Below are 21,437 nucleotides of genomic sequence, written 5' to 3'. Positions count from 1 at the left end.
ATTCTGATGAAAGATTATAAACTTCCTTTTGCAGTCTTCACGGTTGCGGTTGTTTGGGGAACTACTTTCCTGATGATTCGTGTAGCGGTAGAGACAATACCAGCCTGGTTTGTAGCGGGAATCCGGCAGTTTTTGGCAGCCATTCTTATGCTGGTTATTTTATTGTCAAAAAAAGAATTGAAGTGGATCGGCTGGAAAAATTTCAAATATCAGATCATTCTTTCTTCATTAATGCTGATTGTTGCCAATGGTCTGACGACCGTTGCAGAAGAGAACGTAACAAGCAGTCTGACTTCTTTGATCAGCGCCTGTTCGCCCATTCTGGTTTTTCTCGGAAGTCTTGCTTTTGGAATTGAAAAGTTTACGGCACGCGCTTTTTTTGGATTGATTTTATGCTTTGCCGGAATTCTTTTCATCTTTGGCGACGGTTTGCTCGATTTAAAAAATCCGGAATATTTTTTAGGAATTATCTGCCTTGTGTTTGCTGTTTTCGGCTGGGCTTCCGGAACTATTTTCACCAAGAAAGTAAGTCTTGCTAAAGGAAATATAGTCCTTAATCTTTTTTACCAGTTTGCCTTTGCCGGTGTATTACAGCTCATTTTTGCCTTCACAACGGTTAAAAACTACAACTTTGAAAGCTGGAGTATAAAAAGTTTTTCTGCTGTGGTTTACCTTGCGGTTTTGGGTTCTGTTGCTGCGTTTTTTGCGTTTCATTACGCCTTAACGAAAATTTCTCCAGTGCAGGTTTCTATACTTTCTTACATCAATACGATCATCTCTATCTTTTTGAGCTGGCTGATTTTAGGCGAACATATTTCTTCTCAGTTCATCATAGCGGCCGTGCTCATCATTGCAGGAGTTTTCACGATTAATTACAAGCCGGAATTCTTTAAAAGGAAAAAATTATCGCAGTAATTTCTTTTTATTTCCAGTTCTAAACCTCACGCTCTTTTATAGAAAGTCACGTCTGACATGATTTTTGCTTCAATGTAAGGCAAAATCTTTCTTATGCTCAAAAAATTTCCTTCCCTTTTACTGCTATTTTCTTTAATTCTAATCGGCTGCGACGACAAAGAAAAATCTGAGATGCTGGCCAAACGTGAGCAGGAACTTCTAGAAAAAGAAAAAATTTTTGCTAAAAAGGAGCTCGATTATAAAAATCTTCTGAGAATGCGCGACAGTATTTTTGCAAAAAAAGATTCTCAGATTGTCGTTCAGCAATGGCCCGCAGATATTGTCGGAGACTGGAACGGGAAGGTTGTCTGCACAGAATCAAACTGCAGCGATTATGTAATCGGCGACCAGCGGACCGACGTTTGGCAGTTCAGCAGCGATTCCACTCAGTTGGTCAGCAAAATCATCAACAATAACAATCTGGTGCGCGTATATAATGCAAAAATGAGCAACGGCGATGTTAATCTTACCTATCGCAGCGATTCTACATCAAAGAAAAAAGTGGAAATGAATGTTTTGCTTAATGAGTTTGGCGATAAGAAAATACGTGGTGTGCGAACAATCACTGTAGACAATAACTGCACTGCGAAATTTTCTGTAGAACTTACCCGACCAAAAAACTAAATCATGCTTTTAAGTATACACAACCTATCGCTTCCCATCGAAGATCCGGTGCTGAAGTTTCTCTTGGTCCTGATTATCATTCTTGCCGCACCTTTGCTTCTTAATAAAATAAAAGTTCCGCACCTGCTGGGATTAATTATTGCCGGAGCGATTATCGGCCCAAATGGTTTTAATGTTCTTTCGCGCGACAGCAGCATTGTAGTGACCGGAACCACAGGTTTGCTTTATATCATGTTTCTCGCCGGTTTGGAAATCGATATGGGCGATTTCAAAAGGAACAAATGGAAAAGTCTGACATTTGGTCTTTACACATTCATCGTGCCCTTCGTTTTAGGTCTTGCCGGCGCATATTATATTCTTGATTTTTCTATACTGACATCGATACTTTTCGCCAGTTTATTTTCGTCGCATACACTGATTGCGTATCCGTTAGTGAGCAAACTGGGCGTTGCAAAAAATCTGGCAGTAAATATTACAGTTGGCGGAACGATGATTACCGATATCCTGGCATTATTGGTTCTCGCCGTGATTGTCGGAATGTCGCAGGGCGATGTGGGAACGGTTTTCTGGGTTAAACTTTCGGTTTCTTTTCTCGTTTTTGGTTTAATCGTTTTGATTATTTTTCCGATGATCGGGCGTTGGTTTTTCAAAAATATTGATGATAAAATCTCGCAGTATATCTTCGTTTTGGTAATGATTTATCTCGCTGCTTTGCTTGCCGAACTGGCCGGTGTCGAAGCAATTATCGGAGCATTTTTTGCCGGATTGGCTTTAAACAGACTCATTCCGCACACATCTTCTCTGATGAACCGTGTCGAATTTGTCGGAAACGCGATTTTTATTCCGTTTTTCCTGATCAGTGTAGGAATGCTGATCGATTTTAAAGTCTTTTTTAAAAGCTGGGAAACCATCGAAGTTGCCGCTGTAATGCTTGTTGCCTCGATTGTCGGAAAATATATTTCTGCTGTTTTAACTCAGAAAACATTTAAACTTAAAAAAGAAGAAGGAAAATTAATTTTTGGTTTAAGTTCGGCTTCTGCAGCAGCAACTTTGGCGGCCGTTCTAGTAGGTTACAATATTATTTTATCTGAAAGCGAAACCGGTGAACCGGTGCGTTTGCTAAACGAGCACGTGCTGAACGGAAGTATTCTGCTGATTTTGGTTTCCTGTACGGTTTCGTCGTTTGTTTCTATGGCAAGTGCGCAGAAAATTGCGGAAGCTGATCACGAAGACACGGTTTCCGGGAATAATCACGAGCGTGAAAATATTCTGCTGGCTTTAAATTATGAAGAAACCGTTGATAAAATGGTGAATCTCGGGATTTTAATCAAAGCGCACGACAATAAAGATCATCTTTTTGCACTGAACATCATTAATGAAGATAAAAATGAATCTTCAGTAAAAAACGCCGAAAAAATTCTTCTTCATGCCACCGAAATTGCCGCCGCTTCTGATCTCCAGATCAACAGTTTAAAACGGTACGACAATGATGTCATAAACGGTGTAAATAACGTTATTAAAGAACAGAAAATCACCGATCTTCTTATAGGAATTGGTCCGGGGAAAGGTTTTTCGCCTTCTTTCGTTTACAATCTGTACAACGGTTATCTGATCAGTAAGAATGTGAATGTTCTTGTCTATCACGCAGCGCAACCGCTTTCTACGGTGAAAAAATATGCCGTAATTATTCCACGTTTTGCAGAAAATGAAGCAGGGTTTTTCCATTCGCTTCTGCGTGTCTGGAATATTGCAAGAAATTCCGGTGCGACGATTTCGTTTTATGCTTTTGAAAAAACGTTGGATATCTTAAAGAAAATCATAGTAAAAGTCAATATCGAAGCCGAATTTTCAGCGATAAAATCATGGGAAGAAGGCGAGCAGATTTCAGCCAGACTGAAAGATAATGAAGCACTGATTCTTTTTATGGCGAAACGTGGTATGCGGTCTTATGTAACTGAAATGCGACTGATTCCGGATTTACTCAACGAAAAACTGTCGGATAAAAACTATCTGTTGATTTTCCCATACTCAGAATTTCCCGCAAACAATGCCGAGCGTCGATCTGTCGGCAATCATGATGATTTTACCGAGATCGGAAATGTAATCAAAAGTATATTTAAGTAAAAAGACTGCTCAAAAGCAGTCTTTTTCAATGTATTTCGAAGTTTTAAGCAATCACTCTTACCATCGCTTTCACTTCAATCAGTTTTTCCATCAGTTCTTCCTGCGAATCGGCTAGAACATTGATGTGTCCCATTTTCCGGCCGGGTTTGGTTTCTGTTTTTCCATAGAGATGAATGTAGGTTTCCGGAAGTTTCAAAACGTCTTCCATACCTTCATAAATTACTTTTCCCGAATAGCCTTCAGCGCCCACAAGATTCAGCATTCCGCTGTAAATAATGGCGTCAGTATCCGCCAACGGAAGGTTTTTTACCACGCGGTACATTTGCTCAAACTGTGAGTTTGCGTTGCCTTCCTGGCTTTGGTGCCCGGAATTGTGAAGCCGTGGCGCCGTTTCATTCACCCAGACTTTTCCGTCTTTATCTAAAAATAATTCAATCGCGAACAGTCCGGGAGAGTTTACGGCAGCAAGAAATTTATCTGTAATTGAATCAATCTGCGCTTCAATATTTTCATTCAGATCAACGGGACAAATATTAAAATCCAGCAAATTCAGTTTTGGGTCGGCAACCATTTCTGTCACAGGGAAAGTTCTGGTTTCGCCTTTTTCGTTACGCGCAACGATCACCGAAAGTTCTTTGTCGATATCGACGAGTTTTTCCAGAACAGAATCCTGTGTCCAAAGATTTTTCAGGTCTGCATTGGTACGGATTACTTGAACGCCTTTTCCGTCGTATCCGCCGGTATTCAGCTTCTGAACGAAGGGAAGCGGCATTTTTATTTCGTCTGAACTGCCATCCATAACCTCAAATTCCGGACTTGGAATCTGGTGCTTTTCGTAAAATTTTTTCTGAAGGATTTTTTGCTGAATGGTTTTAATAATCGATGAATTCGGAACTACTTTTACGCCCTGATTTTCCAGCTCGGCAAGTGCATCAGCATTCACATGTTCGATTTCGATGGTAACCACATCTTTATCTTGTCCGAAGTGCAAAACCGTTTCAAAATCATTAAAATTACCCTGCGTAAAATATGAGATGTTGCTGCAAGGTGCGTCGGCAGCCGGATCCAAAGTGTAAAATTCATCATCATATTTCAGTGCTTCCTGTATAAGCATTCTTCCGAGCTGTCCGCCACCTAAAATTCCTATTTTCATTGATTCAGTGTTAAATTTTTTCCAGTTTGTCAATTTTAAAATATCCTACATCCAGAATGTTTTCCTGATGTTCAGCGTCAGATTTTTCCAGAACGATCGAGTAGTGCGCCTTCATGTCATCCGGCAAAATATCATTTACCTTAAAAATATCGTCGATGTCTACGCCGTATTTATCATCAATGTGGCTCGTAGCTTTTTCGAAACCCATATTTCGGTAAAATTCTGTTTTTTTAACACGTTTTACCACCTCGCCCATCGATGTTCCGACCATTAAATGCTGCTCATGAAATTCAGCAAAAGATCCTCTTTTATATCCACCAAGATTGATGAAGTAGAGTTGGTTTTCCTGGTCAGCATCCGTCTTTTCTACAATTTTAATTTCAAAACCATCGACGAATTTTACTTCCTGATAGGCATCAAGGTGAATTTTTCCTGCGGCCTCCATCCAGAAGCTTTTCATTGCCGGAACCAGATCTGCAAGTCTTTCTGCAATCCCGAAAAACACATCGTGCTGCTCAATATTTCTTCCCTTCGGTGTGGCTCCGAGTATTACATAAAATAGCTTCATTCTCACAATATTTCTGCAAAAATACACGAAAAATATCTACAGCGAAAGTTTGTCCGAAAAGAGCAAAGGTTTTATCTTTGTCTCATGTCAGAAATCATTATTCTCTTTCTTGGCGCAATCTCAGCAGGTCTTTTAGGTTCACTTACGGGTTTGGGCGGCGGAGTTATCATCATTCCACTGCTTACGCTGGGCTTCGGTGTGCCAATGCATTATGCCATCGGTGCTTCTTTAATTTCAGTAATAGGAACTTCCAGCGGTGCAGCCGTAGCTTTTGTTAAAGAAGGTTTTACCAACATGAGAATCGGGATGTTTCTGGAAATCGCAACAACGACAGGTGCGATTGCCGGAGCTTTGGTCAGCGGAATGCTCAACCCGAATACGATAGGGATTATTTTTGCCAGCATTTTGCTTCTCACCGTTATTTTAAATCTTAAAGGAAAACCTGATCATCAGGAAAAGCTGATTCCCAATTCTTTGGAGAATAAACTCAAAATGTACGGTACGTTTCCAGATAAAGGTGTTTTAAAAGATTATTCTGCAAGAAATACCGTTCCCGGATTTTTCATGATGATGTTTGCAGGTGCAATGTCCGGACTTTTAGGAATCGGTTCCGGCGCACTGAAGGTTTTGGCGATGGATAATATGATGAAGCTTCCGTTTAAAGTTTCTACGACGACGAGTAATTTTATGATTGGCGTGACCGCAGTGGCGAGTTCATTGATATATTTTCAGCGGGGCGAAATTATTCCTGTGATCGTAGCGCCGGTTTTGGTAGGCGTTGTAGTCGGAAGTTTTATCGGCTCAAAAACATTGATGGTTTCCAAAACCAAGAAACTGAAAACGTTTTTTGCTGTGGTGATCACGATTTTATCGGTGTATATGATGTATAACGGAATCAGAAATAATTTCTCATGAAAAAAGATTTCACAGATATAGACCTGAACCGCAGTGTGGGAAATCTTCTCAGGCTCGGCGTAATTTTCTCGGTAATTATCTCGCTGATTGGTTTTGTAAAGCTTTTCCTGGAAGGTTTTAAAATGCCAAAAAAATATACCATGCTCGAAATGGGCAATTCATCTGAGAAAGTCTGGACGCAATTTTGGAATTCCATTCAGAAATTCGACGGAATGGCGATCATCCAGCTGGGTATTTTAATTCTGATTTTTACGCCGCTCATGCGAATTATTTTTGCGCTGATCGGTTATCTTAAAGAAAAAGATTATCTGTACGTCGGGATATCAGCGATTGTGCTTGCAATTATGGCTGTGAGTTTTTTCACAGGTTATGCGCACTGATTTTATTCCTGATAAAACTCGATCGGCAGATCATCAGGATCCTGTGTAAAGAAAAAATCTTTTCCGGTAAACTCATCCGTGCGGATTTCTTCACATTTTAAACCTTTTTGAATTAATTCTTCTCGTTTATCACGTACTTTTCCCACAGAAAATGCCAAGTGGCGCAGTCCGCAAGCCTCAGGTTGTGAAGGCCGTTTTGGCGGATTTGGAAAAGAGAACAGTTCGATCACATAATGACTTTCTATTCCTAAATCGAGCTTGTAAGATTTTCGCTCTTCCCGATAGACTTCGTGAAGAATTTTTAAGCCCAAAATCTCCGTATAAAACTTTTTGGAAACTGCGTAATCTGAGCAGATAATGGCGATATGATGAATTTTCATTTGCATTTGTCTTTTCTTCGGGTGTCTATCAGATACTGGATTTTCCAGATACCGTTTTTACGAACGAGCTGGAAACTGTTGGCGCCACAGTGCGCTAATTTTCCTTCATAATAAAACTGATACGGCGTAAAAACGCTCGCCAGATCTCCATCGATCTGTATTGATGAAAATTCAATTTGCTCGTCGATTTTTCCTTTTCCCACTTTCGAGATGGAAGCAGCAAATTCTTACAGATTTTCATCTTTTACTTCGCCGTCTTTTGTGATGGTCTGCAGAATTGCTTTATCATGAAAAGTCTCAAGAATGGCGTTTCCGTCGGAATTTTTCATTTCGTTAAACATTTTACTGATACATTCTTTTAAAAGAGCTTCATCCTTCGTTTGGGCAAATGCGATGACGCTGTAAATGAGGCAGATAAAGAGTAGATTTTTTTTCATGGAACAACTTTTAGACTTAAATTCTTTTAAAATAAAATGTAAAATTACTAAAATCTGAATTTGGAACAGTTTTCACTATAAAAAATAAAAAATTTATTGATAGTGTTAACCGACCAAAAAAACAGATGATAACCACTTATTTTATTCTTACCGCACTCATTTTCCTCTTTACGGTTTTGCCAAAAATACCGAGTTCGCACTGGGTTTTCCGCGTTCCTGATTTTGCGAAAATACAGGTGACTTATTTCAGTTTAATCACTTTGGCTTTAGGATTTTTCATTAAAAATGAACTCGATAATTTTTGGTATTGGCAGAGTTTTCTGTTCGTTATGTTCGTTTATCACGCCGTGATTCTAATTAAATATACCAAGCTTTACAAAGTAAAAAGGCATAAACGAAGCAGCCGGTCTTCAGAAAAATGCCATTTTATTTCTGCCAATGTGTATCAGTTTAATAAAGAATATGATCATTTCATAAAACTTGTAAAGGACTGCAAACCAGATATGTTTCTGACCATGGAAAGCAACAGCGACTGGGAAAAAGCACTTCAGGTTTTAGAAAAAGAGTATCCTTATACGCAGAAAGTGACGCTTGAAAATACGTACGGGATGCATTTTTATTCTAAATTTGAAATCACCGAAGCACACACCCATTTTTTTGTAGCTGATGATATTCCGAGTATTGAAGCGCATATGAAGACGAAAGATGGCTATGAATTTATCTTTTTTGGCGTGCATCCGCCACCGCCAAGTCCAACGGAGGAAGAAACTTCAAAAGAGCGCGACGGCGATTTGCTCAGTGTTTCAAAACGAGTTCAGGAACTGACTAAACCGGTCATCGTTGTTGGTGATTTTAATAATGTTGCCTGGTCTAAATCTTCCATTCTTTTCCGTAAAACCAGTCATCTGATTGATCCGCGTGTCGGTCGTGCTTTTGTTTCCACTTTTCATGCAAAATCGAGATTGCTGAGATTTCCAATTGACCTTATGTTTCATTCTGATGATATTTTTATAGAAGAACTGAAAACTCTTGAAAATTTTGGCTCAGATCATCTTCCGGTATACTGCGAATTTTTTATCGATCATCATAATGATGAGCAGGAAGATCTTATCGAGCGTGCAGATGCGGAAGAAAAAGCAGAAGCCGAAGAAATTATCGATGAAGGAATAAAAGAAGACGGTGAGCGTGACGCTGTTGTCACAGAATAAGCGTAAAATCTGGATTTATGTTTAAAATTCTTACCTTTGAGACCATCAAAAACTGACCAATGGTAGGAATTATAATGGGCAGCCAGAGCGATCTTCACATCATGGAGCAGGCTGCAGATTTTTTAAAGTCGATGGATATTGCATACGAACTGACCGTAGTTTCTGCGCACAGAACACCGGAAAGAATGTTTGAATATGCAAAAACAGCTAAAGAACGCGGAATAAATGTAATTGTAGCCGGTGCAGGTGGCGCAGCCCACCTTCCGGGGATGGTTGCGAGCTGTACAACACTTCCGGTAATTGGTGTTCCTATTTTATCGAGCAATTCTATCGACGGCTGGGATTCCGTTTTATCAATTTTACAGATGCCGGGAGGTATTCCTGTAGCGACTGTTGCATTGAACGGCGCTTTAAATGCCGGGATTTTAGCAGCAAAAATCATCGGAATTGCAGATACAGCTGTCTCCGAAAAACTTCAGCAGTATCAGGATCATTTAAAAGAAAAAGTTTTGGGAACGGTAAGCACAATAAAAGAAAAACATCCCAACGGATTTGATTTATAAAAACAAAAACTGCCTCATCAACGAGGCAGTTTTTTTATTTTTTGATGAATTTGAATTGGTGCAGTTTATCTTTAGTTTCCAGCTGAAGAATATAATTTCCCGATGGCAGCATTCGGATATCGATGATCTGGGATTTCGAGTTTTGCTTCTGTATCATCTTTCCGCTGAGATCGATAATGCTGTAATTTTTAAAATCATCAACATTTTTCAGGTAAATAAAATCGCTGCTGGGATTTGGATAAATACCGAAAGCAGTATTCTTTTTAATGTCATTTAGCGAAAGAAAAGAATTACAGTTGGGATTATAAACATCTCCCGTGATCTGCCAGTTTTTGGAAGTAATCAGCTCGCTACGCGCACTTATGGCAGCAGAATGGCTGTAGGTAAGCGGTGCTGCGTTTCCAAGGTTAATATTCGGAGGTGTAGAACTGCTGTTGTTCCAGCCAAATAATGTACTGTCGTAATTCTGGCAGTTCATTCCGGATGAGATAAACATATCAACTGCAGAAGTAAGTGCTGAAAGGTTCCAGTTTCCGAGATTTTGATTAAAGTTGCCGTCCAGAGCAAACATCATATCCATATTCGTAACATTTGATGTATCCCACGAATCGATATTCTGATTAAAAGCAAGAGCCGCATGAAACATATGCTCCATTGTTTGTGCAGAAGACGTATTCCAGTTTCTCAATGGCTGGTTAAAAAATGTACTTTCGTCAAAAACATATTTGAAGTTGGTAACATTGGAAACATCCCAGTTTCCGATAGGCGCGTTGAACGATGAGGCAGAAAACATTGAAATGATATTGGTAAGCGTAGAGGTCTGCCAGTTATTGAAACTGGGATTTCCGGTAAATGCCGGACAGATATAAAACATTTCTTTGGTGCTTGTGACGCCAGAAAGATTTGGAACATCCGTTGCAGAAACATTCATATTCATACAAAGAGTAAAAGCATTGTCGAAAGTTTGCCACTGTATATTTCCCCATTGTGCAACATCAAACAGCTTGTTACTGTCGGAACATAAATAGACAGGAGTTATTTCATTATTAAATACGCGAAACCGGGTAAAACTTCCTGCGCCGTTTGTTATTTTTACGCGGTATGTCGCCTGTGATGCATTTGGATTGACAGGCATTCCGAAAACGATTATATATTCGTTCACAGAACTTATTCCGAGATACGATCCGTTATGCTGTGGAAAACCGATTTCTTCCCAAAAAATATTGTAATTATTACCTTTCCCGGGAAAATGAATTTCCTGTGCTGTGCCAGGCTTCCAGACCGTGATAAATTCTTCCTGCGCCTTCGTGATGGAGAAAAATATCAGTAAAGAAATAATGAGTAGATTTCGTATCATTTAAGAAAAATTTAGATTAAAAAATTTATTAATTACGTTCCTGATGTAAGTTTATTTCTTCAGAAATTGTAAGTTCCTGACATTGTATTTGTTTTCAATCTGAAGAAAATACATTCCATTCTGCAAATTTTTCAGATCAATTTTATCATCATTCACTTTGCCCTGTGAAACAATTCTTCCGTTGATATCAAAAATTGTGTAGCGGTCGGCTCTTACATTTTTAAGATAAATAAAATCTTTTGCAGGATTTGGATATATTGAAATATCATCTTTCCACTTCGTTTCCTCAGTAGCCAATACCGATTCGCACATCGGATTGTAAATATCTCCTGAAAATAACCATCCTTTTGTGTTCAGCAGATAATTTCTGGCAACAACTGCCGCAGGATGAGAATACACCGCCGCTGAAACATTACCCAAATCAAAATTAACAGGCGACTCCGGATTGTTTGCCCAGCCGTAAAGCGTTTTATCCCAGTTAATACAGCTTAATGCTGTCCCCGATAACATTTGTTTGCCGTCAACAATAGATTTAAGATTCCAGTCGCCGAGGTTTTGGTTAAATATTGTGGCAGCGCCAAGAAAAAGACGCATTTTGGTGACGTTTGAAGTATCCCAGTTGGAAATATCCTGGTTGAAAGTATTACAGTAGTGAAACGTATGATCCATATTGGTCATATTTGATGTATTCCAGTTCTTCAGAGGCTGGTTAAAATTGTTACAGCCGTGAAACATCCACCGGATGTCTGTAACATTTGAGACGTTCCAGCTTCCTATTGGCTGATTGAAAGGCGTGTGCCCAAACATATAAGCCATAGTAGTAATGTTTGAGGTTTCCCACGAGGCAAAGCTGTTGTTACCCGTTAGATTTGTTGTAAAAAACATAGCTTCTGTATTTGAAACATTGGATAAATCCGGTACATCTGTTGCCGAAACATCCATAAAGCTGCAGTTAAAAAAAGCAAACTCCATCGTCGTCCAGCTGGTATTTCCCCATTGTGAAACGTCAGTGATTTTTTTTGCGTCGCCAGCATATTCATTAACAATTGGAGGAGAATCACTTGGTAGAATAACAAAGATGCTGGGAAATTTAACAGCATTAAAACTTCCGTTTCCATTTCTTATTTTTACTCTGTAAGTGGCATTTGCCGGTACAGGATTTTCCGGATTTCCGAAATCAATGAGAAAATGTACAGCAGAATTTACGTTGGATAAGGTACCGTTGTGCGCAGGAAATCCCACCTCTTCCCAGGTTACATTAAAATTGTTCCCAGTTCCCGGAAACCAGATCTGACTGCTCGTAGAAGGTATACCGCCGGATATATTCTGGGTAGAAACATTCGAGGGTTTCCACACTGTGATAAATTCGCCCTGTGCTTTGGTAAAAGAGAAAAAACTCAGTAAAAGTAAAATCAGTAAACTGTGCTTCATATTAAAATGTTTACAATTTATTTAAACAGTGTCTTTTACTTTTTAAGGAATTTAAAAGTGTGCGTTTTCTCTTTAGTTTCCAGCTGGAGAATATAGTTTCCTGTCGAAAGATCCTGAATATTTATTTTATCTGAAATCATTTTTTCTCTTCTGTAAAGCCTTCCGCTGAGATCAGTAATTTGAAACTGCAGTATTTTTCCAGAATCGGTTACGTACAGATAGTCACTTGCCGGATTTGGATATATTTTTATGATGGTTTGCTGTACATTTTCCTGAGTCGCCAGGAAAGAAGAACACTCGCGGTCGTTTACATCATTTAAAATCGTCCAGTTTTTTATGCCGATCAAATAATCGCGTGCGGTTGCTGCTGCGTCGGTAGCATAAACCAGTGGTAATACGCTTCCAAGATTGATGTTATTTGGTGTTACCGGATTCATTCGCCATCCGTATAAAGTGGAATCGTAGTTTTGACAGTTTAGACCCGAGTTAAGAAGCATAGTCAAAGCATTGGTCACCGAATTTAGATTCCAGTTGCCGAGATTTTGGTTAAAAGCTGTGGCATTCTGAAACATAGAATTCATATACATCACATTTGAAGTATTCCAGTTACCAATGTTTTGATTAAAAGAAGTGGCAGACTGAAACATGTTTTGCATCTTGGTAACATTAGACGTATTCCAGTTACTGATGTTTTGGTTAAATGCAGAGGCACCGGTGAACATACTGTTCATTTCGATTGCAGATGAAGTGTTCCAGTTTCCGATATCCTGATTAAACGCCTTTGCCATCATAAAAGTAAGCTCAAATTCTTCTACATTGCCAACATCCCAGTTTCCGATAGGCTGATTAAAGACTTTTGCATTCTGAAACATCGCATTCATATACTGAACATTTGATGTATTCCAGTTATCAATCGGCTGATTAAATTTCTCTGCCAGAAGAAACATGATTGCCATGATAGTAACGTTTCCGGTATCCCAGTTGCTGATGTTCTGATTAAATACCCTGCATCCCCCGAATGTTGCCGTCATATCCGTAATACGAGAAGTGTCCCAACTGTTCATTGATGAATTTCCAACCAGTTTTTCGCAGCCGCTGAACATGCTGTACATGGTTGTACATTCTGTAAGATCAGGCACATCAGTCGCCAGCATGTCCAGATTCTGGCATGAAGTAAATGCGCCATGCATGGACGACCAAACGGTATTTCCCCACTGATTAATTTCAAAAATTTTGGAGGAATCCCCGTAGAACATATTTCCCGGATCGTTGTCTTTAAATCTGATCCGGTGAAAATTGCCGTTTCCCTGGCTCACTTTCACGGTGTACATCGCAGAAGCGGTATTAGGATTATGAGGTATACCAAACTCAATCAGTACATTATCTGTAGATGTCACATTATCTAATGTAGCATTGTGTGCAGGATAACCCACTTCTTCCCAGTAAATTGTAAAATTGGTGCCGAGTACAGGAAACCAGATCTGTGTACTGGTTGAGGGTACTGTCCCTTGATTGGATGCATTCTGTATAGTGGCTGGTTTCCAGGTTGTGATAAATTCGCCCTGTGCTTTGGTAATAGAAAATAGGAGTACCAAAATAAAAATCAGTAAATTTCGCTTCATGTCATTTGATTGTGAAGTAAAAGTATAGATTTATATTTAATAAATTAGCATATTATTTAAGTAAAAACGGAAAATACCTGATATATGGTATCAGGTATTTAAATTATTGCTGAAATTCTTGTTGAATTAAAATTTAGGATTTGAGATGATTAAAGTAGAGGGTATATCAGAAAGCCACAGACTTTTCGTATTGATCAGTCCGCGCCAAGATTTGCTGCTGATAAGCATCAGATCCTGTGATCCCAGAAATTCCTTCTCAATTTTCCGCTCATTTAAAACCGTAATATGATTCGGGGCAACCTGTTCGATACTTCGGATGAGTTCTTTCACTTCAATATTACTGCGCATTTGTCCCGCAACATCAAGTAAAATAATTTGAGAATTGTTATTGTTAATCAGTCTTTTTGCATATTCCAGAAGATAAAAATCACCCAAATTAAAAATCGGGACAAAAACCTTCTGCGCATTTTCAAAATTCCGGTTCACCAAAACTCCAACAGGAATATTGGTTTTATCTAAAATCTGCAGCGTAAAATCGTCAAACGGTGAACTCGTAAAAATCGAACTCTTTCCTTTTACGGTATTCAGAAGTTTTTCAGGGTTGATGATTTTTGTGGTAAAACCTAAAAGTCTGCCCAGTAAACTGCCCTCATACATCGATTTTCCGAGCATGATGAGCAAAAGATCGTAATTTCCGCGGTTTGAAATATTGGTAAGATCGCTTTCAATATCTGTAGAAGCTTTGAATAAAGTGTTCACTTCAATCTGCAGATCATCAGAAGTCTGCATGATTTTTTTAAACTGCTGATGCTCAAAATTTTCGATGTCAAATGCGTGAAGTTCGTCTACAGAAGTAATATTCATCGCTGTTACCGTTTTATTCCCGTTCATTTTTCGGGTAAAATTATCGGCAAGTTTCAGCAAAGTACTCCCGGAATCTGCTGTTTCAAAAGACAGCAAAACCTTATATTTGGCCTCCATTTCATCAACATCTTCGTCGTCAATATTTTTCGATTTTTTAAATAAATAATTAATCAGATCAAGACATGGCCCTGTCATAAATGTGGTGAAAAGCGCCATGATCACGAGCATTGCAAAAAGCTCCGGACCTAAAACGCCGAGATCATAACCGATGTTCAAAACAATTAATTCGGTAAGTCCGCGCGTGTTCATTAAGGCTCCAATCGTGAGACTGTCTTTCCAGCTCATCTTCAGGAATTTTGCGGCAAACGCACTTCCGGCGAATTTTCCTATAACCGCAGTAAGGATAATCAACCCACCGGTTTTCCAGAGATGGATATCATTAAGCAAACCGATCTGCGTGCGGAGACCTGTGAAAACAAAGAATAAAGGAAGAAGTAAAACAAGCGCGACATCTTCTACTTTTTCGATGAAAAGATTTCTGAATTTTACATTTTCAGGCATAATCGCGCCGGCCATGAATGCTCCGAAAAGCGCATGAATACCGATAACTTCTGTTGCGTATGATGAAATTATTAAAACCAGGAAGAAAATGGCAACAAAACCTTTGCTGATAAAACCTTTTCCGCGCTGAGATTCCGCAATACGGGAAAGAAACGGGCGAACTGCTTTGATCATGATGAAAACGTAGAGAATGGCCATTAAAATCACGAAAATAGATCCTGAAAAAGATCCTGCTTTTACAATCGCAATTACCGCAGCCAGAATACACCACGCGGTAATATCGTCAGCTGCTGCACACGTAATGACAACGGTTCCGATTTTTGTTTTATGTAAATTCCGTTCCTGAACAATTCTTGCCAAAACCGGAAACGCGGTGATACTCATCGCAATCGCCATAAAAAGCGCAAACGAGGCAAACTGAATTCCTTCCGGCGCAAATTCCTGATAAATGAAATACGATAGACCAATACCAAGCGTAAAGGGAATGATGATACTCGCATGGCTGATCACCACCGCATCGTGCGCCTTTTTCCGTAAAACACTGAGATCGAGTTCCATCCCGACAATAAACATGAAGAGTATCAAACCAATCTGGCTGAGAAACTGAAGGTTGGGCAGAGATTCTTTAGGAAAGATAAATGCCGAAAGTTCAGGGAAATAAAGACCAAAAAGGGAAGGTCCCATCACAATTCCAGCAATCATTTCACCAATTACCGATGGCTGTTTTAGTTTTGTACAGATAAAACCGAAGAGTTTGGCAACCAGAATGATCGTGATAATCTGCGCCAGTAAAAGTGCGAGCGGATGATGAAGATTCACCATAAAAGAATCGGAAAAATTCTCCCACATCGTGTCGCCGGTCGTGGTTTTCCGGATGATTTTCTCGCTTATTTCGAGTGTTTTTCCTTCAATAAAAAACCAGTACATCAGTGATGAAAATACGGCTATTGTGGAAATATAAAAAATAACATTGCGGTATTTCATAGATACACTGAGTGGTAAAAATGATTATTTTAATTTTTTCAGCGACGTGAAGTTCACCTTTTCGGCGCATTTTTCGAAAGCAATTTCGTATTTCGCTTTTTTTGAAGGATAGGTTATCACGTAGTCCGGGCACGGTTTTTTCTGCGCATGACTGCGGTCAAAATCTACATTGCCTTCGGTAAGAATGCTGTCACGGAGAAATTTGTCTGTAACGTTGTGCGCAGTCATTTCATTCTTAAAAGAATCGCTGTACACAAAATCTTTAGAAAGGGTTTCGGCAATCACGCGGCTGTTTGGAAGATATCCGCTGCAGCTGGCTCCTTTTTTATTTAAAATGAAAAATACGATGGCAAGCCCGGGAATGAGACCGATGAGAAAAAACTTTATTTTTTTCATTTAAAAAATTAAAAGATTGATATCGTGATACGTAAGCCCGAAACGCTCACAGATAATTTTCTTCGTATGCCGGCCTTTGTACATGTACAGACTCTGTTTCATCTCGTTTTTTCTGAGCAGCATATTTTCAAAGCCGCCGACTTCATCGTAGTTCAGAATATAAGAAAGGAAGAAATTTGAAATCGCTTTTGTCGTCGTACGCGGCATTTTCGACGTGAGATTTGGCAAACCGCAATGAATTACACCGTGTTTGATCACGTAAGGATCTTCCATCGTTGTGAGTTCTGACGTCTCGATCACTTTACCGTTATCGATCGCGATATCGATAATGACACTGCCTTTTTTCATATTCATCACCATTTCTTCAGTGATAATCGGCATCATATTAAGTCGTGGCATCGCGCCGATTACGACGTCGGCCCGGCGGAGACTTTTAGCCAACTCTTTAGGATCGATAATACTTGTCGGCACGCGGCTGTCAACTACCGTATGTAATCTTCTCAGTTTCGAAAGCGAATTGTCAAAAACTTTTACACTTGCACCCAAACCGATGGCCGCTTTTGTGGCAAATTCACCCACAATTCCGGCACCGAGAACAAGAACTTCAGACGGACGAACACCGGTAATTCCACCGAGCATTAAGCCGTTTGATAAAGCTAAAAGTTCTGAAGCGTACAATATAGAAACTGTTCCTGCAATTTCGCCAATCAGGCGTACAAGTGCGAGTTGTTTGTATTCGTCAGCAATAAATTCAAATGCAATGGCATTTACTTTTTTCTCTGCAAGTTTTATGAAATAATCTTTATCCCGAAGGTTGATCTGCAAAGCAGAAACGAGATACGAACTCGGTTTCAGATATTCAATTTCTTCATCCGTTGGCGGATTTATTTTTAAAACCAGATCCTGCGAGAAAGCTTCCCGTGGATCCTGGGTAATTACGGCACCTGATTCCGAATACTGCAGATCGGTAAAAAACGAACCTTCACCGGCGCCGGCCTCGATGATAATCTCGTGGCCATGCTGCACCAAAACCTGCACGGCATCTGGTGTGATGCACGTTCTGCGCTCATTAAGACAGGTTTCTTTGGGTACACCGATGCTGAATTGTTTGCCTTTTTTAATGACTTCCAGTTTTTCTTCTTTCGGCATCAGTTCTTCCTCAGAAAACGGGGTGAAAATATTAGTCGTACTCATTTTTCTCTATTGGTCTTACAGAAAATATTTTTGAATGTAAAGCCAGACAAAGATATAATTTTTAGTCGAAAACAATCCCGCGTTCATCACCAGTATTTTCAATCGTCATCGTATGAAAATCTGTGCCCGAAAGTTCTTCCTCATACACTTCCGGCCATTCAATAATGCACAGGTAAGAATGATCGAGATATTCTTCCATGCCGATGTCATACACCTCGTCGATATTTTTCATGCGGTACAGATCAAAATGAAAAACCTTGCCTTTCGGCGTACTGTACTCGTTGACGATAGAGTAGGTGGGAGAATTTACTTCATCGGTACTGCCTAATTTTTTAAGCAGAACCTGCGTGAAAGTTGTTTTGCCGGCGCCGAGATTGCCTTTCAGCAGAAGAACACTGTGTTTCAGATGTGGCAAAATCTCATCGGCTACGGTTTGCCAGTCGCTGAGTTTATGTATTTTAAAATTCATTGCGTTGTTTGTACAAAAATAAAAAAGCGTTTTAAATAATTGCAGAACATTTCAGTAAAGCACCTTAAAACGATATAAAAAACGGTAGAGAAATAGAATGAAGTTGTAAAATACTCAGTATTCGTTTAAAATAAACAGGTCATAACGGAAGCGCGGTATCTTGCTTAAACCCAAAAAGGTTTGCCTCAGATACTCAGGATTTAGCCTCAAAAAACTAATTTGACTAATTCGGTGGACGTTTAACCTAAACCTAAAGTAGTTTGACCCATTTGACGGTCGATTTGCCTAATTCTAAACTCGTTTGTTTAGTTCGGCGGCCGTTTTGCCTGAATCAAAAGTCATTTGCCCAGTCCGATGGCCGATTGGCATAAACCCAAAGTGGTTTGCTCAATCCGGCGGCCGTTTAACATAAACCAAAACAGTTTCCCGCCGGAAGTTCAGTTTTTGTATTTTTGCGCTATGATTTCCAAGCAGACCATTGACAAGATTTTTTCTACCATCCGCGTGGAAGAAATCGTCGGTGAATACGTACAACTGAAGCGCGCCGGATCTAATTTTAAAGGTCTGAGCCCTTTTCATGATGAGAAATCGCCGAGTTTTGTGGTATCACCAAGCAAGCAGATTTGGAAAGATTTTTCGACTGGAAAAGGCGGAACAGCCATTTCTTTTTTAATGGAAATCGAGAATTTCACCTATCCCGAAGCGCTCCGCCACGCCGCCAAAAAATACGGCATCGAGATCGAGGAAGACCAGCGAGAGTTTTCGGAAGAAGCCAAACTGGCGCAGACGGAACGGGATATTCTTTATAAAATTCATGAGATTGCCAATGACTTCTATCAAAACCAGCTTTGGGATTCTGAGGAAGGAAGATCAATCGGTCTGGCGTATTTCAAAGAGCGCGAACTGAAAGATGAGATTATCAAAAAGTTTCAGCTTGGCTATTCGCCGGAGAAAAAAAATGCGTTCACCGAGTTTGCCATTGAAAAAGGGTATTCCAAAGATATTTTAGAAAAATCCGGACTGTCGATTTTCCCGGAAAACTCGCCTGCCGGCATCGACCGTTTCCGTGAACGTGTGATGTTTCCGATCCACAGTTTCTCGGGTAGAATCTTAGGTTTTGGCGCAAGAATTCTCAGGAATAATATTAAAACCGCCAAATATCTCAATTCGCCGGAGACAGAAATTTATCACAAATCGAATGTTCTTTACGGTTTAAATCAAAGCAAACAGGCGATATCCAGAAAAAACGTCTGCCTTTTGGTAGAAGGTTATATGGATGTGATTTCCCTGCATTTATCAGGCATTGAAAATGTGGTCGCGAGCTCGGGAACGTCACTTACGACGGAGCAAATTAAACTGATTAAAAGGCTTACAGAAAACGTAACAATTCTTTTTGACGGTGATAATGCAGGCATCAAGGCGAGTTTCAGAAGCATCGATATGCTTTTGGCAGAAGGCATGAACATCCGTGTTTTGCTTTTCCCGGAAGGCGACGACCCGGATTCTTTTGCCCGGAAACATCCGCAGGATTACGTCGAAAATTTCATTGAAAAAGAGGCGACCGATTTTATCGATTTCAAAGCAGAAATTCTTTTGAAAGATGCCGGAAGCGATCCGATAAAAAAAGCGGAAGCGATCAGAAACATTGTAAAATCGGTTTCTTTTGTGCAGAATGCGCTGAAAAAGGAAGTCTATCTGAAAGAAGTTTCCAGCAAATTCGGACTTTCAGAGCAGACGCTTTTTAATGAACTTGATATTCAGCGTCAGATCACACAGAATCAAAATCAGAAAACTCCGGTAAAAGAAGCGCCCGCCGCGAAGCTTGAAATTGTAAAAAAGCCGGAAATTGAAATAGACTCTACGGTTTTTAACATCATTCATCAGGAAAATAAACTGCTCGATCTCATGCTGATGTTTGGTGACGTGGTTCTGCAGCGTCAAAATGATAAGATGGAAGACTATCAGATCACAGTGATTGAAGAAATTCTGCTCCATTTTGAGGAAGAAAATTACAGTTTTCAGATTGAAATCAATCAGAAAATCATCGAATCAATCAGAGAAGGCATTCAGAATGAAGAATTGCGCGACGGAAGTTTTTTCCTGAATATGATGGATGAATCGCTGACTTCAAAAGCGGTAAACGCCATGATGCCGCAAAACGAACTCGACAACTGGTCTTCGAAAAATATTTTTCCGCCCAATTTCGGCGACATGATCAGCCCGCAGGTGGAAGGTGATATTCTGATTCACAAGTTTTATTACATTCATTTCATGATCAAACAGCTGAACGAAAGTCTGGCAGAATATCGTGAAAACGACGATCAGAAATATTATGAAACGATCAAAAAAATCATGATGCTGAATGAGTTTTCGGCAAAAATCGCTGAGAAAATTGGCTGGTCGCCTGTGACAAAAAGTCCTATAAAATTTTAGGAATAAAAGTTGTAATTTAGGTTACATAGAAATACGATTATACACTATGGACATTAAAAAAGAATTCAGAGATTTCTCTGTAAAACACATGGGAAACAGTGGCCTGGCCACCGATCAATATATGGGTCTGCAGATGCCGACCAACCTTACACCATACATCATGGAAGAGCGCAGAATGAATGTGGCGCAGATGGACGTTTTTTCGCGTCTGATGATGGACAGAATCATTTTTCTGGGAACAGGAATTGATGATCAGGTTGCCAACATTGTAACGGCTCAGCTTTTATTCCTTGAAAGTTCAGATTCTTCTAAAGACATTCAGATTTACATCAATTCGCCGGGCGGAAGCGTGTACGCTGGTTTGGGAATTTATGATACGATGCAGATCATCAAACCTGATGTTGCGACCATCTGTACCGGAATAGCTGCTTCTATGGGCGCTGTTCTTTTGGTTGCCGGAGAAAAAGGAAAGCGTTCGGCACTGAAACACTCGAGAGTGATGATTCACCAGCCTTCAGGTGGCGCGCAAGGTGTTGCTTCTGATATGGAAATCAACCTGAGAGAGATGTTGAAGCTTAAAAAAGAGTTGTACGACATCATTTCTGAGCATTCCGGACAAACCTACGAATGGGTAGAAAAGGCGTCTGACCGTGATTACTGGATGACTTCTACTGAAGCGAAAGATTTTGGAATGGTAGATGAGGTTTTGCAGCGATCCAAGAAAGAGAAATAATTTTCTAAAATAATTACAAAGAAAAACACGTCAATTGACGTGTTTTTTTTGTTCTAATGGGATAATCAGGTTTTAATTTGCCTCTTT

The 21,437-nt window shown here is 39.8% G+C and carries 21 protein-coding genes; 9 read left to right on the top strand and 12 right to left on the bottom strand.

Annotated features, from left to right (window positions below):
• The first annotated feature begins 6 nt into the window (after nucleotides 1–6).
• From ASG01_RS11585 to ASG01_RS11575, 3 genes are all read left to right on the top strand, one after another.
• Nucleotides 7–915, top strand: a complete 909-nt coding sequence (locus ASG01_RS11585; RefSeq protein WP_055863791.1) for a DMT family transporter — start codon at nucleotides 7–9, stop codon at nucleotides 913–915.
• A 93-nt stretch (nucleotides 916–1,008) separates the two neighbouring features.
• Nucleotides 1,009–1,578: a hypothetical protein gene (locus tag ASG01_RS11580; protein ID WP_055863789.1), complete on the top strand. Its 570-nt coding sequence runs from the start codon at nucleotides 1,009–1,011 to the stop codon at nucleotides 1,576–1,578.
• A 3-nt stretch (nucleotides 1,579–1,581) separates the two neighbouring features.
• Nucleotides 1,582–3,702 (top strand): cation:proton antiporter, encoded by a 2,121-nt coding sequence (locus tag ASG01_RS11575; protein WP_055863787.1) that lies wholly within the window; start codon nucleotides 1,582–1,584, stop codon nucleotides 3,700–3,702.
• A 43-nt stretch (nucleotides 3,703–3,745) separates the two neighbouring features.
• On the opposite strand, the gene ASG01_RS11570 is transcribed toward ASG01_RS11575, so the two are convergent.
• Together ASG01_RS11570 and ASG01_RS11565 are read right to left on the bottom strand one after the other, a co-directional pair.
• Nucleotides 3,746–4,855: a 5-(carboxyamino)imidazole ribonucleotide synthase gene (locus tag ASG01_RS11570; protein WP_055864268.1), complete on the bottom strand. Its 1,110-nt coding sequence runs from the start codon at nucleotides 4,853–4,855 to the stop codon at nucleotides 3,746–3,748.
• A 10-nt stretch (nucleotides 4,856–4,865) separates the two neighbouring features.
• Nucleotides 4,866–5,423, bottom strand: a complete 558-nt coding sequence (locus tag ASG01_RS11565) for a DUF1543 domain-containing protein (RefSeq protein ID WP_055863785.1) — start codon at nucleotides 5,421–5,423, stop codon at nucleotides 4,866–4,868.
• Nucleotides 5,424–5,507: 84 nt separating this feature from the next.
• On the opposite strand from ASG01_RS11565, the gene ASG01_RS11560 reads away from it, so the two are divergent.
• Together ASG01_RS11560 and ASG01_RS11555 are read left to right on the top strand one after the other, a co-directional pair.
• Nucleotides 5,508–6,338 (top strand): sulfite exporter TauE/SafE family protein, encoded by an 831-nt coding sequence (locus ASG01_RS11560; RefSeq protein ID WP_055863783.1) that lies wholly within the window; start codon nucleotides 5,508–5,510, stop codon nucleotides 6,336–6,338.
• Nucleotides 6,335–6,718, top strand: a complete 384-nt coding sequence (locus tag ASG01_RS11555; RefSeq protein WP_055863781.1) for a DUF1634 domain-containing protein — start codon at nucleotides 6,335–6,337, stop codon at nucleotides 6,716–6,718. The genes ASG01_RS11560 and ASG01_RS11555 overlap by 4 nt, the downstream gene beginning before the upstream one ends.
• Before the next feature lie 2 nt (nucleotides 6,719–6,720).
• Here the strand turns inward: ASG01_RS11555 and ASG01_RS11550 are convergent, their stop codons facing one another.
• Genes ASG01_RS11550 through ASG01_RS16225 form a run of 3 tightly spaced genes read right to left on the bottom strand, consistent with a single transcriptional unit; the run spans nucleotide 6,721 to nucleotide 7,535 of the window.
• Nucleotides 6,721–7,098: a VOC family protein gene (locus tag ASG01_RS11550; RefSeq protein ID WP_055863780.1), complete on the bottom strand. Its 378-nt coding sequence runs from the start codon at nucleotides 7,096–7,098 to the stop codon at nucleotides 6,721–6,723.
• The gene (locus tag ASG01_RS16230) at nucleotides 7,095–7,301 is read right to left on the bottom strand and encodes a hypothetical protein (RefSeq protein ID WP_238584548.1); all 207 of its coding nucleotides are present in this window, start codon (nucleotides 7,299–7,301) and stop codon (nucleotides 7,095–7,097) included. Before ASG01_RS16230 ends, ASG01_RS11550 begins: the two co-directional genes overlap by 4 nt.
• Before the next feature lie 24 nt (nucleotides 7,302–7,325).
• Nucleotides 7,326–7,535: a hypothetical protein gene (locus ASG01_RS16225; RefSeq protein ID WP_238584547.1), complete on the bottom strand. Its 210-nt coding sequence runs from the start codon at nucleotides 7,533–7,535 to the stop codon at nucleotides 7,326–7,328.
• Nucleotides 7,536–7,660: 125 nt separating this feature from the next.
• Between ASG01_RS16225 and ASG01_RS11540 the strand changes: the two genes are divergently transcribed.
• Nucleotides 7,661–8,743 carry an endonuclease/exonuclease/phosphatase family protein gene (locus ASG01_RS11540; RefSeq protein ID WP_055863778.1) on the top strand — a complete coding sequence of 361 codons (1,083 nt, stop codon included), beginning with the start codon at nucleotides 7,661–7,663 and terminating at the stop codon, nucleotides 8,741–8,743.
• Nucleotides 8,744–8,802: 59 nt separating this feature from the next.
• A complete protein-coding gene (purE, locus tag ASG01_RS11535; RefSeq protein WP_055863775.1) occupies nucleotides 8,803–9,306 on the top strand; it encodes a 5-(carboxyamino)imidazole ribonucleotide mutase in 504 nt (167 codons plus the stop codon).
• A 34-nt stretch (nucleotides 9,307–9,340) separates the two neighbouring features.
• Here purE and ASG01_RS11530 read toward each other — a convergent pair whose 3' ends face one another.
• From ASG01_RS11530 to tsaE, 7 genes are all read right to left on the bottom strand, one after another.
• Nucleotides 9,341–10,663 (bottom strand): BspA family leucine-rich repeat surface protein, encoded by a 1,323-nt coding sequence (locus tag ASG01_RS11530; protein WP_055863774.1) that lies wholly within the window; start codon nucleotides 10,661–10,663, stop codon nucleotides 9,341–9,343.
• 51 nt (nucleotides 10,664–10,714) lie between these two features.
• Nucleotides 10,715–12,094 carry a BspA family leucine-rich repeat surface protein gene (locus ASG01_RS11525; protein ID WP_055863772.1) on the bottom strand — a complete coding sequence of 460 codons (1,380 nt, stop codon included), beginning with the start codon at nucleotides 12,092–12,094 and terminating at the stop codon, nucleotides 10,715–10,717.
• A gap of 35 nt (nucleotides 12,095–12,129) precedes the next feature.
• Nucleotides 12,130–13,716: a BspA family leucine-rich repeat surface protein gene (locus tag ASG01_RS11520; RefSeq protein ID WP_055863769.1), complete on the bottom strand. Its 1,587-nt coding sequence runs from the start codon at nucleotides 13,714–13,716 to the stop codon at nucleotides 12,130–12,132.
• A gap of 126 nt (nucleotides 13,717–13,842) precedes the next feature.
• Complete coding sequence (locus ASG01_RS11515) at nucleotides 13,843–16,125, bottom strand: cation:proton antiporter (RefSeq protein WP_055863767.1); 2,283 nt, start codon at nucleotides 16,123–16,125, stop codon at nucleotides 13,843–13,845.
• Between the two features lie 24 nt (nucleotides 16,126–16,149).
• Nucleotides 16,150–16,521, bottom strand: a complete 372-nt coding sequence (locus ASG01_RS11510) for a hypothetical protein (protein ID WP_055863765.1) — start codon at nucleotides 16,519–16,521, stop codon at nucleotides 16,150–16,152.
• A complete protein-coding gene (locus ASG01_RS11505; protein WP_055863762.1) occupies nucleotides 16,522–17,715 on the bottom strand; it encodes an alanine dehydrogenase in 1,194 nt (397 codons plus the stop codon).
• A gap of 61 nt (nucleotides 17,716–17,776) precedes the next feature.
• The gene (gene tsaE / locus ASG01_RS11500) at nucleotides 17,777–18,184 is read right to left on the bottom strand and encodes a tRNA (adenosine(37)-N6)-threonylcarbamoyltransferase complex ATPase subunit type 1 TsaE (protein WP_055863760.1); all 408 of its coding nucleotides are present in this window, start codon (nucleotides 18,182–18,184) and stop codon (nucleotides 17,777–17,779) included.
• 459 nt (nucleotides 18,185–18,643) lie between these two features.
• On the opposite strand from tsaE, the gene dnaG reads away from it, so the two are divergent.
• Complete coding sequence (gene dnaG / locus ASG01_RS11495) at nucleotides 18,644–20,617, top strand: DNA primase (RefSeq protein ID WP_055864266.1); 1,974 nt, start codon at nucleotides 18,644–18,646, stop codon at nucleotides 20,615–20,617.
• Between the two features lie 46 nt (nucleotides 20,618–20,663).
• Nucleotides 20,664–21,350: an ATP-dependent Clp endopeptidase proteolytic subunit ClpP gene (gene clpP, locus ASG01_RS11490; RefSeq protein ID WP_055863759.1), complete on the top strand. Its 687-nt coding sequence runs from the start codon at nucleotides 20,664–20,666 to the stop codon at nucleotides 21,348–21,350.
• Nucleotides 21,351–21,437 lie beyond the last annotated feature (87 nt).

This window comes from Chryseobacterium sp. Leaf180 (assembly GCF_001424585.1).
Classification (GTDB): domain Bacteria; phylum Bacteroidota; class Bacteroidia; order Flavobacteriales; family Weeksellaceae; genus Chryseobacterium.
The sequence above is the reverse complement of the archived record's forward strand: the minus strand, read 5'-3'. Positions and strand labels throughout refer to the sequence as shown.

What these genes read in the sequence shown, in the direction of transcription:
- ASG01_RS11585 (WP_055863791.1), top strand. Translation starts at nt 7, where the DNA reads ATGAAAGATTATAAACTTCCTTTTGCAGTCTTCACGGTTGCGGTTGTT.
- ASG01_RS11580 (WP_055863789.1), top strand. Translation starts at nt 1,009, where the DNA reads ATGCTCAAAAAATTTCCTTCCCTTTTACTGCTATTTTCTTTAATTCTA.
- ASG01_RS11575 (WP_055863787.1), top strand. Translation starts at nt 1,582, where the DNA reads ATGCTTTTAAGTATACACAACCTATCGCTTCCCATCGAAGATCCGGTG.
- ASG01_RS11570 (WP_055864268.1), bottom strand. Translation starts at nt 4,855, where the DNA reads ATGAAAATAGGAATTTTAGGTGGCGGACAGCTCGGAAGAATGCTTATA.
- ASG01_RS11565 (WP_055863785.1), bottom strand. Translation starts at nt 5,423, where the DNA reads ATGAAGCTATTTTATGTAATACTCGGAGCCACACCGAAGGGAAGAAAT.
- ASG01_RS11560 (WP_055863783.1), top strand. Translation starts at nt 5,508, where the DNA reads ATGTCAGAAATCATTATTCTCTTTCTTGGCGCAATCTCAGCAGGTCTT.
- ASG01_RS11555 (WP_055863781.1), top strand. Translation starts at nt 6,335, where the DNA reads ATGAAAAAAGATTTCACAGATATAGACCTGAACCGCAGTGTGGGAAAT.
- ASG01_RS11550 (WP_055863780.1), bottom strand. Translation starts at nt 7,098, where the DNA reads ATGAAAATTCATCATATCGCCATTATCTGCTCAGATTACGCAGTTTCC.
- ASG01_RS16225 (WP_238584547.1), bottom strand. Translation starts at nt 7,535, where the DNA reads ATGAAAAAAAATCTACTCTTTATCTGCCTCATTTACAGCGTCATCGCA.
- ASG01_RS11540 (WP_055863778.1), top strand. Translation starts at nt 7,661, where the DNA reads ATGATAACCACTTATTTTATTCTTACCGCACTCATTTTCCTCTTTACG.
- purE (WP_055863775.1), top strand. Translation starts at nt 8,803, where the DNA reads ATGGTAGGAATTATAATGGGCAGCCAGAGCGATCTTCACATCATGGAG.
- ASG01_RS11530 (WP_055863774.1), bottom strand. Translation starts at nt 10,663, where the DNA reads ATGATACGAAATCTACTCATTATTTCTTTACTGATATTTTTCTCCATC.
- ASG01_RS11525 (WP_055863772.1), bottom strand. Translation starts at nt 12,094, where the DNA reads ATGAAGCACAGTTTACTGATTTTACTTTTACTGAGTTTTTTCTCTTTT.
- ASG01_RS11520 (WP_055863769.1), bottom strand. Translation starts at nt 13,716, where the DNA reads ATGAAGCGAAATTTACTGATTTTTATTTTGGTACTCCTATTTTCTATT.
- ASG01_RS11515 (WP_055863767.1), bottom strand. Translation starts at nt 16,125, where the DNA reads ATGAAATACCGCAATGTTATTTTTTATATTTCCACAATAGCCGTATTT.
- ASG01_RS11510 (WP_055863765.1), bottom strand. Translation starts at nt 16,521, where the DNA reads ATGAAAAAAATAAAGTTTTTTCTCATCGGTCTCATTCCCGGGCTTGCC.
- ASG01_RS11505 (WP_055863762.1), bottom strand. Translation starts at nt 17,715, where the DNA reads ATGAGTACGACTAATATTTTCACCCCGTTTTCTGAGGAAGAACTGATG.
- tsaE (WP_055863760.1), bottom strand. Translation starts at nt 18,184, where the DNA reads ATGAATTTTAAAATACATAAACTCAGCGACTGGCAAACCGTAGCCGAT.
- dnaG (WP_055864266.1), top strand. Translation starts at nt 18,644, where the DNA reads ATGATTTCCAAGCAGACCATTGACAAGATTTTTTCTACCATCCGCGTG.
- clpP (WP_055863759.1), top strand. Translation starts at nt 20,664, where the DNA reads ATGGACATTAAAAAAGAATTCAGAGATTTCTCTGTAAAACACATGGGA.